Annotated in this window: 12 protein-coding genes; 5 read left to right on the top strand and 7 right to left on the bottom strand. The window is 63.4% G+C overall.

Annotation, left to right across the window (positions count from 1 at the left end):
- Window positions 1-24: 24 nt before the first annotated feature.
- The 3 genes from mreD to P0D70_RS07845 form a co-directional block, all read right to left on the bottom strand.
- On the bottom strand, window positions 25-537 hold the full coding sequence (mreD, locus tag P0D70_RS07855; protein WP_408183993.1) for a rod shape-determining protein MreD: 513 nt from the start codon (window positions 535-537) through the stop codon (window positions 25-27).
- A complete protein-coding gene (gene mreC / locus P0D70_RS07850; RefSeq protein WP_091797266.1) occupies window positions 534-1,658 on the bottom strand; it encodes a rod shape-determining protein MreC in 1,125 nt (374 codons plus the stop codon). The genes mreD and mreC overlap by 4 nt, the downstream gene beginning before the upstream one ends.
- 153 nt (window positions 1,659-1,811) lie before the next feature.
- On the bottom strand, window positions 1,812-2,855 hold the full coding sequence (locus P0D70_RS07845; RefSeq protein ID WP_004189550.1) for a rod shape-determining protein: 1,044 nt from the start codon (window positions 2,853-2,855) through the stop codon (window positions 1,812-1,814).
- Between the two features lie 382 nt (window positions 2,856-3,237).
- On the opposite strand from P0D70_RS07845, the gene gatC reads away from it, so the two are divergent.
- The 5 genes from gatC (at window position 3,238) to P0D70_RS07820 (ending at window position 8,499) form a co-directional block, all read left to right on the top strand.
- Window positions 3,238-3,537 (top strand): Asp-tRNA(Asn)/Glu-tRNA(Gln) amidotransferase subunit GatC, encoded by a 300-nt coding sequence (gatC, locus tag P0D70_RS07840; protein WP_091797263.1) that lies wholly within the window; start codon window positions 3,238-3,240, stop codon window positions 3,535-3,537.
- A 193-nt stretch (window positions 3,538-3,730) separates the two neighbouring features.
- Window positions 3,731-5,218: an Asp-tRNA(Asn)/Glu-tRNA(Gln) amidotransferase subunit GatA gene (gene gatA / locus P0D70_RS07835; RefSeq protein ID WP_408183992.1), complete on the top strand. Its 1,488-nt coding sequence runs from the start codon at window positions 3,731-3,733 to the stop codon at window positions 5,216-5,218.
- A gap of 5 nt (window positions 5,219-5,223) precedes the next feature.
- Entirely contained in the window at window positions 5,224-6,699 is a 1,476-nt protein-coding gene (gene gatB / locus P0D70_RS07830) for an Asp-tRNA(Asn)/Glu-tRNA(Gln) amidotransferase subunit GatB (RefSeq protein WP_091797257.1), read from the top strand.
- A 134-nt stretch (window positions 6,700-6,833) separates the two neighbouring features.
- A complete protein-coding gene (locus P0D70_RS07825) occupies window positions 6,834-7,673 on the top strand; it encodes a PPK2 family polyphosphate kinase (protein WP_408183991.1) in 840 nt (279 codons plus the stop codon).
- A 46-nt stretch (window positions 7,674-7,719) separates the two neighbouring features.
- A complete protein-coding gene (locus tag P0D70_RS07820; protein WP_091797249.1) occupies window positions 7,720-8,499 on the top strand; it encodes an exodeoxyribonuclease III in 780 nt (259 codons plus the stop codon).
- A gap of 98 nt (window positions 8,500-8,597) precedes the next feature.
- On the opposite strand, the gene P0D70_RS07815 is transcribed toward P0D70_RS07820, so the two are convergent.
- The 4 genes from P0D70_RS07815 to metX are packed head-to-tail and all read right to left on the bottom strand — an operon-like array spanning window position 8,598 to window position 13,031.
- The gene (locus P0D70_RS07815) at window positions 8,598-9,875 is read right to left on the bottom strand and encodes a M48 family metallopeptidase (protein ID WP_408183990.1); all 1,278 of its coding nucleotides are present in this window, start codon (window positions 9,873-9,875) and stop codon (window positions 8,598-8,600) included.
- A complete protein-coding gene (locus tag P0D70_RS07810) occupies window positions 9,872-11,266 on the bottom strand; it encodes an AmpG family muropeptide MFS transporter (protein ID WP_408183989.1) in 1,395 nt (464 codons plus the stop codon). Before P0D70_RS07810 ends, P0D70_RS07815 begins: the two co-directional genes overlap by 4 nt.
- 14 nt (window positions 11,267-11,280) lie before the next feature.
- A complete protein-coding gene (gene metW / locus P0D70_RS07805; protein WP_007179691.1) occupies window positions 11,281-11,889 on the bottom strand; it encodes a methionine biosynthesis protein MetW in 609 nt (202 codons plus the stop codon).
- On the bottom strand, window positions 11,886-13,031 hold the full coding sequence (gene metX, locus P0D70_RS07800; RefSeq protein ID WP_408183988.1) for a homoserine O-succinyltransferase MetX: 1,146 nt from the start codon (window positions 13,029-13,031) through the stop codon (window positions 11,886-11,888). The genes metW and metX overlap by 4 nt, the downstream gene beginning before the upstream one ends.
- Window positions 13,032-13,041: the final 10 nt, after the last annotated feature.

Raw genomic sequence — 13,041 nt, 5'->3', positions numbered from 1 at the left:
ACGGCCGGCGGGCCCGATGCGTGATCAAATTGGCCGGGTATCGTCCGGGTCGGCCGGGCGGCGCTGCGGCATCAGCAGCAGCACGCTGGTGACCGGCCACAGCGCGGCTTCGACGAAACCGTCGATCAGATAACCCCAACCCGGAAACGCCGCGCCCGTCAGCAGACGGATCACGAACGGCACCAGTTGCGCGACCACCAGCAGCGGCATGACGGCGAAGGTCTGCACGCCGAGCGACATCCACAGCACGCGGCGATGGATGGTGATCGCGCCGTACGACAACAGCGTGTACGCCAGCGCGTGCTCGCCGAGCAGGCTGGCGTTGTGCACGTCCATCAGCAAACCGAGCGAAAACGCGATACCCATGCCGACTTTGCGCGGCTGGTGCACGTTCCAGAACAGCAGCACGAGCGCCACGAAATCCGGCACGCCGACAAGGCGCCCCCACGGCATCAGATTCAGCAGGAACGCTGCAGCGAGACTGAACGAGATGAAGTACGGGTTGACCGGCTGCAGAATGTATTGCGGACGGTTCATGGCTGTGCCCCCGGCGTGGCTTGCGGCTTCGCGTTCTTCTCAGCGGCCGGTTTCTTTTCGGTGGCGGACTTCTTGTCCGCGGCTGCCGGTTTGGCGGGCGCCTTTTCGGCGGGCTTGGCCGCTGCGGGCTTCTCGGCCGCGGGTTTTTCACCCGCGGATTTTTCCCCCACCTTTGCCGGCGATTTGTCCGCCGCAGCTTTACCGTCTGCCGGCTTGGCGCCCTTCTTCGCTTTCGCCTCCTTCGCGGCCGTGGCTGCGTCGGGTACTTCGGCGGGACGCGGCGGCACATTGTTCACGTAGTGCAGCACCAGCAACTGACGGGCGCCGCGCACCGGAGCGATCGGCAGGCAGATCACGCGCGCGAACGCCGTATCGGCCTGTTTGTCGACCCGCACCACCTTGGCGACCGGCAACCCCGGCGGATAGACGCCGTCGAGTCCGCTCGTGACGAGTTCGTCGCCGGACTGGATGTCGGCGCTGATCGGCACGAAGCGCAGATCGAGCGTGTCGCCCTTCGGCGTGCCGTAAATCACACTGCGCAAGCCGGTGCGCACGATCTGCACGGGCACCGCCTGGTCCTTGTCCGTGAGCAGCGTCACTTCGGCTTGCAGCGGAAAGACGCGCGTCACCTGACCGATCACGCCGTCTTCGTTGACGACCGGCGAACCATTCTGAATGCCTTGCTGTGCACCGCGGCCGATCACCACCTTCTGCGTGAAAGGATCGCGCGTGTCGTACTGGATCTCGGCGGGCAGCGATTCCGTGGTGGAACGCTGCGACAGTTGCAGCAGCGCGCGCAAATGCGCGTTTTCGGCGGCCAGCCCGGCTGCCGTATTGGCTTGCTGCGAAAGCTGCAGGTCTTTGGTGCGCAGCTTGTCGTTTTCGCTGCGCAGCGTGGCGCTGGTCACGGCCAGGTCGGCGGCGCCCACGAACATGTCGCGAGGCACGAGTGCCGCGCGTTGCAACGGATAAAGACCCGCGCCGAGCACGCCACGCACGATTTCGAGCGTTTTGAAGCGAGCGTCGGAGATCAGCAGGGCGAGCGCCAGCACGACGAAAAACACGAGTCGTGCGAGAGCGGACGGTCCTTGCTTGAACAGGGGCGGCGGACTGTATTCCATGGTCGGCGCCGGGGGCGTGAGCGGTTGGGTGAGACGGCGGCGCGCGAGGAACGCGCGTTCAGCGAGCGGAGGCTGGCAGGTCCAGCCAACGGCAAACCGGCCCGCAAGGGGCCGTTTGCCAGATCCGCGCTACTGACATGGAGACGGGCTCGCTTACTCGTACGAGAAGATGCTGCCCAGCTTGTCCATGCGTTCGAGCGCCATGCCCGAGCCGCGCACAACGCAGGTCAGCGGGTCTTCGGCGACGAGCACCGGCAGGCCGGTTTCTTCGGCGAGCAGGCGGTCCAGATCGCGCAGCAATGCGCCACCGCCCGTGAGCATCATGCCGCGCTCGGCGATGTCGGCGCCCAGTTCCGGCGGCGTTTGTTCGAGCGCGATCTTTACCGACGACACGATCTGGTTCAGCGGATCGGTGAGGGCTTCGAGAATTTCGTTGCTGGAGATCGTAAAGCTGCGCGGAATGCCTTCCGACAGATTACGGCCCTTCACTTCCATTTCCTTGACTTCGGAACCCGGGAAGGCGGAGCCGATTTCCTTCTTGATGGCTTCGGCGGTTTGCTCGCCGATCAGCATGCCGTAGTTGCGGCGGATGTAGTTGACGATGGCTTCGTCGAACTTGTCGCCGCCCACGCGCACCGAGCCTTTGTACACGATGCCGCCGAGCGAGATCACGCCGACTTCGGTCGTGCCGCCGCCGATGTCGACGACCATCGAGCCGGTCGCTTCCGACACCGGCAGGCCGGCGCCGATCGCAGCAGCCATGGGTTCTTCAATGAGGTAGACCTGCGAAGCGCCCGCACCGTGCGCGGCTTCCTTGATCGCGCGGCGTTCGACCTGGGTCGAACCACAGGGCACGCAGATGATGATGCGCGGCGACGGCGAGAACATGCGCGATTCGTGAGCAGTTTTGATGAACTGCTTGATCATCTGCTCGGTGACGGTGAAGTCGGCGATCACGCCGTCTTTCATGGGGCGGATCGCTTCGATGTTGCCCGGCACCTTGCCGAGCATCTGCTTGGCTTCCTTGCCGACTGCCTGGATGGTTTTCTTACCGTTGGGACCGCCTTCCTGGCGGATCGAGACCACCGACGGTTCATCAAGAACGATACCCTTGCCACGCATGTAGATGAGCGTGTTGGCCGTGCCGAGGTCAATGGCCAGATCGTTGGAGAAGTAGCTGCGCAAAAAACCGAACATTCAAAATCCTGTCTCGCTTGGGGCCGGGCCTCGCAACGTATGCGCAGGGCGGCAGCGGAAAAAATAACAGCTTCAACCGGGCGGAAGCGGCGCCACAGGAACTTGAAGCTGCGAGGGAGTCTACCGGAGGCCGGCGCAAAGCCAGGTCAGAAAAATCCGAACGATCTTGGGGAATAGTTCAGAAAGGCCTTGGTAAGTCGGTCCGGGTTTGGGTCGAACGCGTAATGATACCTTATAATTTTGGATGTTTTGAAGGAAACGGACGGCACTTTTTGCCGCCGCTGGCCCCTTTTTCGAGGGCTTCCTCCAGCGTCGTAACTCGCTGTCGCAGCGCTGTTTTTTTGGCGTGCTGCGGCGGTCCACCACATTTTCCGGTGACTGCATGGCTCTGACCCTGACCGATGTAAAACGTATCGCGCATCTTGCGCGGCTCGAACTGGCCGACGCCGACGCTGAGCACACGCTCGTTCAGCTCAACGATTTTTTCGGCCTCGTCGAGCAGATGCAGGCGGTCGATACCACCGGCATCGCCCCGCTTGCCCACCCGATCGAGCAGATCGAAGACGTCGCGCTGCGTTTGCGCGACGACGCGGTGACCGAAACGGTCGACCGCGAAGCTTTCCAGCGCCCGGCGCCGGCCGTGCAGGAAGGCCTGTACCTCGTGCCCAAGGTGATCGAGTAACACCCGCTTTGCGAGCTTGGCGCGGCGTGCGCGCCAGGCGGCTGCCGATATGCCGGCTTGCGGCATATCGACTCGTGGCCCCGGTGCTCGCACGACCGTCGTCGCCGGCTTTCTCGGCTCGGCTTGCCGGCGGGCAGCCGAATGCCTCCACGGCAGCGTGACTGCGCTGCCGCGCTCTTCAGGATAAAACGCAATGCATGAAAAAAGTTTGACCGAACTGCGCGCCGCATTGACGGCCAAGGAATGCTCCGCAGTCGAACTGGCTCAGCTCTATCTGAAGCGGATCGACGCGGCCAACAGCCTGAACGCATTCATCCAGGTCGACCCCGATCTGACGCTCGCGCAGGCAAAAGCCGCGGACGCGCTGCTTCATACCGGGCACGCCGGTCCGCTGGTCGGCCTGCCGATCGCGCACAAGGACGTGTTCGTCACCAAGGGCTGGCGCTCCACGGCCGGCTCGAAAATGCTGTCGAACTACGAGAGCCCGTTCGACGCGACCGTGGTCGCGCGTCTGCAGAACGCCGGCATGGTGTGCGTGGGCAAGACCAATATGGACGAGTTCGCGATGGGCTCGTCCAACGAGAATTCGTACTTTGGTCCCGTGCAGAATCCGTGGGACGTCAAGGCTGTGCCGGGTGGTTCGTCGGGCGGCTCGGCCGCGGCCGTGGCCGCGCGCCTCGCGCCCGCCGCGACCGGCACGGACACCGGCGGCTCGATCCGTCAGCCGGCGTCGTTCTCCGGCATCACGGGCATCAAGCCGACGTATGGCCGCGTGTCGCGTTACGGCATGATCGCGTTCGCCTCGTCGCTGGATCAGGGCGGTCCGATGGCGCAAAGCGCCGCCGATTGCGCCACGCTGCTCAACGCCATGGCGGGTTTCGACGAGCGCGATTCGACCAGCCTCGTGCGTGACGACGAAGACTACACGCGCTACCTCGGCAAGCCGTGGAAAGAAGACGGTGCAGACAAACCGCTCGCCGGCCTGCGCATCGGCCTGCCGAAAGAGTATTTCGGCGCCGGTCTCGCCGACGACGTGCGCGCCTCGATCGACGCCGCGCTCAAGCAATACGAAGCGCTCGGCGCCACGCTGGTCGAGGTCTCGCTGCCGAAAACCGAGTTGTCGATCCCGGTGTACTACGTGATCGCGCCGGCGGAAGCTTCGTCGAACCTGTCGCGTTTCGACGGCGTGCGCTTCGGCCATCGCGCCGCGGAGTATCGCGATCTCCTCGACATGTACAAGAAGTCGCGCGCCGAAGGTTTCGGTCCGGAAGTAAAGCGCCGCATTCTGGTCGGCGCTTATGTGCTGTCGCATGGCTATTACGACGCGTACTACCTGCAAGCGCAGAAGATCCGCCGCATCATCGCGCAGGACTTCCAGGAAGCGTTCAGGCAGTGCGACGTGATCATGGGACCGGTCGCGCCTTCAGTGGCATGGGATCTGGGCGCGAAGGGCGACGATCCGGTGCAGATGTATCTGGCCGACATCTACACGCTGTCGGTGAGCCTCGCCGGTTTGCCGGGCATGAGCGTGCCGTGCGGCTTCGGCGCGGGCGCGAATGCGCAGCGTCCGGTTGGTTTGCAGATCATCGGCAACTATTTCAATGAAGCCCGGATGCTGCAGGTGGCCGACGCGTTCCAGCGCGCGACCGAGTGGCACCGTCAGGCACCGGCAGGAGTGTGAGCACCATGACCAAGCAATGGGAAGTCGTGATCGGTCTGGAGACCCACGCGCAACTGTCGACCCAGTCGAAGATTTTTTCGGGCGCCTCGACGCAATTCGGCGCTGCGCCGAACACGCAAGCGTGCCCCGTCGATCTGGCCTTGCCGGGCACGTTGCCGGTAATGAACCGCGGCGCTGTGGAGCGCGCTATCCAGTTCGGTCTCGCGATCGGCGCGACGGTGGCGCCGCGCAGCATCTTCGCGCGCAAGAATTATTTCTACCCCGATCTGCCGAAGGGCTATCAGATCAGCCAGTACGAAATCCCCGTCGTGCAAGGCGGCCAGGTGACGATTCAGGTGCCGGCCAACGAAAAGGCGGGTAAGGAAGCGTACGAGAAGGTCGTCAACCTCACGCGCGCCCACCTCGAAGAAGACGCGGGCAAGTCGCTGCACGAAGACTTCGCGGGCATGACCGGCATCGACTTGAATCGCGCCGGCACGCCGCTGCTCGAAATCGTCACCGAGCCGGAAATGCGCAGCGCGGCGGAAGCGGTGGCCTACGCCAAGACGCTGCATACGCTCGTCACGTGGCTCGGCATCTGCGACGGCAACATGCAGGAAGGCTCGTTCCGTTGCGACGCGAACGTGTCGGTGCGCCCGGTCGGTCAGGCCGAATTCGGCACGCGCGCCGAGATCAAGAACCTGAACTCGTTCCGCTTCCTCGAAGAAGCGATCCAGTACGAAGTGCGCCGTCAGATCGAACTGATCGAAGACGGCGGCACGGTGGTGCAGGAAACGCGTCTGTACGATCCGGACAAGCGCGAAACGCGTTCCATGCGCAGTAAGGAAGACGCGCACGATTACCGCTATTTCCCCGATCCGGATCTGATGCCGCTCGTGATCGACGCGGCGTGGGTCGAGCGCGTAAAGAGCGAGATGCCGGAACTGCCGGTCGCGATTCAACAACGCTTCGTCACGCAATACGGTTTGACGCCTTACGACGCCAACGTGCTGACCTCGAGCAAGGCGATGGCGGCGTACTACGAAGCGGTGGTGAGCAAAGTCGGCTCGTCCAATGCGAAGGCTGCGGCTAACTGGCTGATGGGTGAAGTGTCGTCGCAGTTGAATCGCGAAGGCCTCGACTTTGCAGCAAGCCCGGTGTCGTCAGCGCAACTCGCATTGCTGCTGCAACGTATCGCCGACGGCACGATCTCCAACAAGATCGCCAAGGAAATTTTCCTCGCGATCTGGGAAGAGAAAGCCACCGACGAAGCCGCTGCCGATCGCATCATCGAAGCGAAGGGCCTGAAGCAGATTTCGGATACCGGCGCGCTCGAAGCGATCATCGACGAAGTGCTCGCTGCGAATCAGAAGTCGGTCGAGGAATTCCGCGCCGGCAAGGAAAAGGCGTTCAACGCGCTGATCGGTCAGGCAATGAAAGCGACCAAGGGCAAGGCGAATCCGGCGCAGGTAAACGAACTGCTCAAGAAAAAGCTGTCCTGAGTTGAAGCTGAGTTAAAAAAGCACGGCCGAAGCGTTCGCGCTTTGGCCACCGCGGGCTGTTGCCGGAAACGAAAGTGGGGCAGCGGCCCGTTTCATTTGCGGGACCGTTTAAACGCAGATCACGGAGTGTGTGGATGGCCAGGCAACCTGAACTCGACGACTTCCGCGTGCCGTATTTCGACGACGGCAAGAAGAAAAACAAATTCTCGCTCGACGGTTTCGATCCGGCTGCAAAACCCTTGTCGGCCGGTTCGAAAGACGCCGACAAAGCCCGCCTCCTGGAGATCGGCGAGAAGCTCGACTCCCAGCAGGAACGCCTGCATGCGCAGCAGACGCGCCGCGTCCTGCTGGTGCTGCAGGGCATGGACACGAGCGGCAAGGACGGCACGATCCGCGCGGTGTTTCACGACGTCGATCCGCTGGGTTTGCGCATCGTGCCGTTCAAGGCGCCGACGCCCGTCGAACTCGCGCACGACTTTCTCTGGCGCGTGCATGCACAAGCGCCTGCGGCGGGCGAACTGACGATCTTCAACCGCAGTCATTACGAAGATCTGCTGGTGCCCACGGTGCTCGGCAACCTGGACGCGCCAACCTTCGCGCAACGCTGCCGCCACATCCGCCAGTTCGAAGCATTGCTGGCAGATAGCGGCACGACCATCATCAAGTGCATGCTGCACATTTCGAAAGAAGAGCAACGTGTGCGTTTGCAGGCGCGTATCGACGATTCGACCAAGCATTGGAAATTCGACGTCGCGGATCTCGAAGCGCGCAAGCAGTGGGACAAATATCAGGTGGCCTATGGCGAGGCGCTCGCCGCGACATCGACCGAATACGCGCCGTGGTACGTGATTCCGGCGGACTCGAAGACGCATCGCAATGTGATGGTGGCTGAGTTGCTGTTGCGCGCATTCGAGACGCTGAAGCTCGAATTTCCGCCTGCCAAAGAATCGCTGAAGGGCATCAAGATCGCGTGAGCGTGCCCCTTTGCTTCAGAAACGAATCGACCATATAAGGAACGACATGTTGCGTGTGATTACCGCCAACCTGAACGGCATCCGTTCAGCGGCGAAGAAGGGCTTCTTCGACTGGTTCGGCGAACAGAAAGCCGACGTGCTGTGCGTGCAGGAAATCAAATGCTCGCAAGACGACATGACGCCGGAATTCATGGCGCCGCACAACTTCACCGGCTATTTCCAGCACGCCGTGAAGAAGGGGTATAGCGGCGCGGGCGTGTATACGCGTCACGAACCGGACGAAGTGGTAATCGGCTTCGGCAGCGAGGAGTTCGACCCGGAAGGGCGCTATGTCGAACTGCGTTTCGGCAAGCTGTCGGTGATTTCGGTGTACGTGCCGTCGGGCTCGAGCGGCGACGAACGCCAGCAGGCCAAATACCGTTTCATGGACGAGTTCATGCCGCATCTCGCGGAACTGGCTCAGGAGCGCGAAGTGATCGTGTGCGGCGACGTGAACATCGTCCACAAGGAAATCGACATCAAGAACTGGAAGAGCAATCAGAAGAACTCGGGTTGCCTGCCGGAAGAGCGCGCATGGCTCACCAAACTGTTCGACGAAGTGGGTTACGTCGACGTGTTCCGCACGCTCGACCAGCGGCCGGAGCAGTACACGTGGTGGAGCAATCGCGGTCAGGCGTATGCGAAGAACGTCGGGTGGCGGATCGATTATCAGATCGCGACGCAAGGTATCGCGAGCAAGGCGAAACGCACTGACGTGTTTCGCGATATCAAGTTCAGCGACCATGCGCCGTTGACGGTCGATTACGACCACAAGGTGAAGAAGTAAGCAGGGCCCGCGTTCTGGCAGAAGGCGAGGCCAAAGTAGCCTTCCTGCAGGGGCGCGCTTCGACGGACAAGAGCCGCGCCGCGCTCAGCCCACGCCGCTCAGTTGCGGGCCGGTGTGCGGCGCGGGCGGCCCATGCCGCCGTAGTCCGGCAGCGCATCCACCGTTTTGCCGATCGCTTTCGCGTAGAGCGGCAGCATGTCGGGCAGACGTTTGATGATGTCCTGGCGGCGCGCCGGCGTGTACGGATGCACGTAGATGAAGCCCTGATCGCGATTGCCGCGCGTGGCCTGCGCGAGCTTGTCCCAGAGCGTGACCGCCGCGCGCGGATCGAAGCCGGCGCGCGACGCGATATCACTGCCGATCACGTCGGCTTCGGTTTCATCGGTATTCTCGTATTTCATTTCCAGGAGGCGCGAGCCGATGCCGAGCGGCGCCGCACCGAGGTCGGCGAGTCCGAACAGTTGCGGGATCGTACCCGACGAGTCGAGCTGGCTCGCCTGCAGTTGGCCGAGCCGCTCGCGCGCATGTTCGCGAAGCGCGTGCGCGATCTCGTGGCCGATCAGCATGCCGAGTTCGTTGTCGTTCAAACGCGCGCGGTCGAGCAGCCCGCCATACACGACGATCTTGCCGCCCGGCAGACAGTACATGCGGATATCGGGCGAGCGCACCGCCGCCACATCCCACTTCCAGTTCTTGGCCCGCTCGTTCCATTTCAGCGAGTACGGGATCAGCTTGTCGACGATCGAGCGCACGCGCGTGACGTGCGCGTCCGCGTCGCCATACAGCCGGTTCGCGTGCTCGGCGCCGTAGGCGATCTGGTTGAACTCTTCGGCGGCTTGCGCCTCGAGCATCGGCGAAGGAATCAGGTTGCGGAACACCAGATAGCCGCCGTAGCGCAGCTGCGTGTTCGTCGGACTGTACGGTGCGGACGCCGCGGCAGGCATTGATGTGCCGGCGGGCGCTTTGGCGGCTGCGGACGGCGCCGGCGTCCTCGCCGTGACCGGAGCCGGCGGCGATGGCGTCGACGGCGCCGCCGAGGGCGGTGTGGCAATGGCGGGCGCACTGCCGGCGCCCACGGCGCTGCCGGCGTTGGTCGTGCCTTGCACCGCCGATGTCGCGCTTTCCGTGCTCGCGGCGGCCGCTGCGGCCTTCGCTGTTGGCGCGGCCGACGTGGCGGGTGCGGTCGCCGCTGCGGGTGCGGCCGTGCTGGTAGCAGTGGCCGGCATGGCGGTCGCGTAGGCGCTCAAGGGCGCGGCCAACGTCAGGCTCACACAGCCGAGCGACCATACCGTGTGCAGAGCCGCGCGTCTTGCGTTGCGCGCAGGACGCCTGGATGTAATCGGGCGCAGTACGGCCTTCGGGAGAAGCGCCTTCACGACTGCGTCCTCCACGGCGCGATACGCAGCAGAAGCACCATGCCGGGCAACGCCAGCGCGGTGCAAACGATGAAGTAATCGAACCAGCCGATCTGCGCGACCACATAGCCGCTTGCTGCCGAAGCCAGCGTGCGCGGCACGGAAGCGAGGCTCGTGAAGAGCGCGAACTGGGTGGCCGTGTAGCGGGGATCGGTGGTGCTGGCGATATAGGCGGTGAAAGCCGCCATCGTCAGGCCAGTGGCGAAGGTTTCGAAGCCGTAGACGAGCGCTAGCGCAACGGAGCGCGGTTCGAGCTGTACGGCCCAATCGATGCCCACCAGCGCCAGCAGCTTCGTCGTGCCTTGGCTCAGCCAGACGGCGATGTCGTAAATCGCCGCGAGACCGGGCGAAGCCGGCCCGAGATGCGCGAGCCACGCGAAGCCGAGCGTGGACACCATCTGCAGGATGCCGAAGATCCACAAGCCCCGGCCAATGCCGATTTTCATCAGCCAGATTCCGCCGACGATCCCGCCCGCCAGACTCGCGCCGAATGCAGTGGTCTTCGCGATCACGCCGATCTGCGTGCGCGAAAAACCGATGTCGAGAAAGAATGACGTGGACAGCGTGGTCGCCATCGTGTCGCCGAGCTTGTACAGAAAGATGAAGCCGAGCACGAACAGCGCGCCACGCCAGCCGTCGCGCTGAACGAATTCCTTGAACGGCTGCACGATCGCGTCGCGCAGGTTCTTGGGCGGCGTGCCGTGCACTTCGGGCTCGCGCACTACCAATGTCATCACCATGCCGGGCAGCATGAACGCGGCGGTGACGATAAAAACGGTGCTCCACGGCAAATGGTCGGACAGGATCAACGCGAGCGAACCGGGCACGAGCGCCGCGATCTTGTAGGCGTTCACATGCACCGCATTGCCGAGCCCCTGCTGCGTGTCGCTCAGCAACTCGCGCCGGTAGGCGTCGATCACGATGTCCTGACTCGCGCCGAAGAACGCGACCAGCGCCGTCAACGCCGCCACCGTCCAGATCGAGTCTTTCGGCGACACGAACCCCAACGTTCCGATCGCGCCGGCCACCAGAATCTGCGTGACCAGCATCCAGCCGCGCCGTCTGCCGGGACGCCAGCCCGGAAAACGCGGGACATAGCGGTCCATTAGCGGGGCCCAGATGAATTTCCAGGTGTACGGGAACTGGATCAGCGCAAAGAGGCCGATCTCCTTCAGATTGACGCCTTCTGAGCGTAACCACGCCTGCACCAGATAGACGAGCGTGAACAGCGGCAATCCCGACGTAAAGCCGAGAAAGACGCAGATCAGCATGCGCGTATTCAGGAACGCGCGCCAGCCGGGGTGTTCTTCGTGAGCGGTAAGTGCAGGCGCCTCGTGCGGCGGGTTCGACATGTGGATAACTTGCGTTAGCTTTTCTTGACGCGATAGACCGCAAGACTACCACGCCAGTTCACGCCCCAACGCACGACCTGGCCCTCGTGGAGCACGACCCGGTCGAGAATCTCGATGCCCACTTCCGGCGCGAGCGCCTCGAAATCCTTGATGGTCAGCACGCGCACGTTCGGCGTGTTGTGCCATTGATAAGGCAGCGACTTCGACACCGGCATGCGGCCCCGCAGCACCGAAAGCCGATGCGCCCAGTAGCCGAAGTTCGGGAACGACACGATGCATTCCTTGCCGACCCGCACGGTCTCGCGCAGGATCGCGGCCGTCTGGTGAATGGTTTGCAGCGTCTGCGACAGAATTGCGAAATCGAAACTGCCGTCTTCGAACAGGCGCAGGCCGTCTTCCAGATTCTGCTGGATCACGTTGACGCCGTTTTGCGTCGACGCCAGCACGCCCGCGTCGTTGATCTCGATGCCGTAGCCCAGCACGTCCAGTTCTTCGGTCAGGAGCGAGAGCAGCGAGCCGTCGCCACAGCCCAGATCCAGCACGGTGGCGCGTGGTTCGACCCAGCGGGCGATCGCGCGGAAGTCCGGGCGCAGCGCCAGATAATCGAGTGCTCGCTGGTTCATGCGTTCACCTCGTTCGCAATACGTTCGTAGTAGGCGCGCATCAGGTTGTGATAGCGCGCGTCGTCGAGCAGGAAGGCGTCGTGGCCGTGCGGCGCGTCGATTTCCGCGTAGGTGACCGTGCGCTTGTGATCGAGTAGCGCCTTCACCAGTTCGCGCGAGCGGGCCGGCGCGAAGCGCCAGTCGGTCGTGAAGCTGGCGATCAGATATTTCGCCGTGGTGTGCGCGACCGCCTTCGTCAGGTCGCCGTCGAAGGCCTTGGCCGGATCGAAATAGTCGAGCGCGCGGGTGATCAGCAGGTACGTGTTCGCATCGAAGTAGTCGGCGAATTTGTCTCCCTGGTAGCGCAGGTACGACTCCACCTCGAACTCCACGTCGAAGTTGAAGTTGTATGCATCCAGCGCGCCTTCCGCGCGACGCAGCGAGCGGCCGAATTTCTCGGCCATGTCGTCGTCCGACAGATACGTGATGTGGCCGATCATGCGCGCAACGCGCAAGCCGCGCTTGGGCTTCACGTTGTGCGCGTAGTAGTTGCCGCCGTGGAAGTCCGGGTCCGAGAGGATCGCCGAGCGCGCGACCTCGTTGAAGGCGATGTTCTGCGCCGACAGCTTCGGCGTGGACGCCACCACGATGCAATGCGCAACGCGCTCCGGGTACATCATGCTCCACGCGAGCGCCTGCATGCCGCCGAGGCTGCCGCCCATCACCGCCGCGAAGCGCGTAATGCCGAACTGATCGGCGACTCGCGCCTGGGCGTTGACCCAGTCTTCCACCGTCACGACGGGAAACGTCGCGCCGTACGGATTGCCGGTAGACGGATCGATACTCATCGGCCCGGTCGAGCCAAAACACGATCCCAGGTTGTTCACGCCGATCACGAAAAACCTGTCGGTGTCGAGCGGCTTGCCCGGGCCGACCATGTTGTCCCACCAGCCGATGTCCTTGGGATTGTCGGCGTACACGCCCGCCACGTGGTGCGAGGCGTTGAGCGCGTGGCACACCAGCACCGCATTGCTACGCGCGGCGTTGAGCGTGCCGTAGGTCTCGACCATCAGGTCGTAACCGGCCAGCGAGCTGCCGTTCTGCAACTGCAGCGGCTCGGTGAAATGCATTTTTTGGGGAGCGACGATACCGATCGATTCCATTCATTCCGCC

The organism is Paraburkholderia sp. RL17-381-BIF-C, assembly GCF_046026435.1.
Classification (GTDB): domain Bacteria; phylum Pseudomonadota; class Gammaproteobacteria; order Burkholderiales; family Burkholderiaceae; genus Paraburkholderia.
The sequence above is the reverse complement of the archived record's forward strand: the minus strand, read 5'-3'. Positions and strand labels throughout refer to the sequence as shown.

Bases quoted from the DNA above. Each gene is read 5' to 3' on its own strand.
- mreD (WP_408183993.1), bottom strand. From the start codon at position 537: ATGAACCGTCCGCAATACATTCTGCAGCCGGTCAACCCGTACTTCATC.
- mreC (WP_091797266.1), bottom strand. From the start codon at position 1,658: ATGGAATACAGTCCGCCGCCCCTGTTCAAGCAAGGACCGTCCGCTCTC.
- P0D70_RS07845 (WP_004189550.1), bottom strand. From the start codon at position 2,855: ATGTTCGGTTTTTTGCGCAGCTACTTCTCCAACGATCTGGCCATTGAC.
- gatC (WP_091797263.1), top strand. From the start codon at position 3,238: ATGGCTCTGACCCTGACCGATGTAAAACGTATCGCGCATCTTGCGCGG.
- gatA (WP_408183992.1), top strand. From the start codon at position 3,731: ATGCATGAAAAAAGTTTGACCGAACTGCGCGCCGCATTGACGGCCAAG.
- gatB (WP_091797257.1), top strand. From the start codon at position 5,224: ATGACCAAGCAATGGGAAGTCGTGATCGGTCTGGAGACCCACGCGCAA.
- P0D70_RS07825 (WP_408183991.1), top strand. From the start codon at position 6,834: ATGGCCAGGCAACCTGAACTCGACGACTTCCGCGTGCCGTATTTCGAC.
- P0D70_RS07820 (WP_091797249.1), top strand. From the start codon at position 7,720: ATGTTGCGTGTGATTACCGCCAACCTGAACGGCATCCGTTCAGCGGCG.
- P0D70_RS07810 (WP_408183989.1), bottom strand. From the start codon at position 11,266: ATGTCGAACCCGCCGCACGAGGCGCCTGCACTTACCGCTCACGAAGAA.
- metW (WP_007179691.1), bottom strand. From the start codon at position 11,889: ATGAACCAGCGAGCACTCGATTATCTGGCGCTGCGCCCGGACTTCCGC.
- metX (WP_408183988.1), bottom strand. From the start codon at position 13,031: ATGGAATCGATCGGTATCGTCGCTCCCCAAAAAATGCATTTCACCGAG.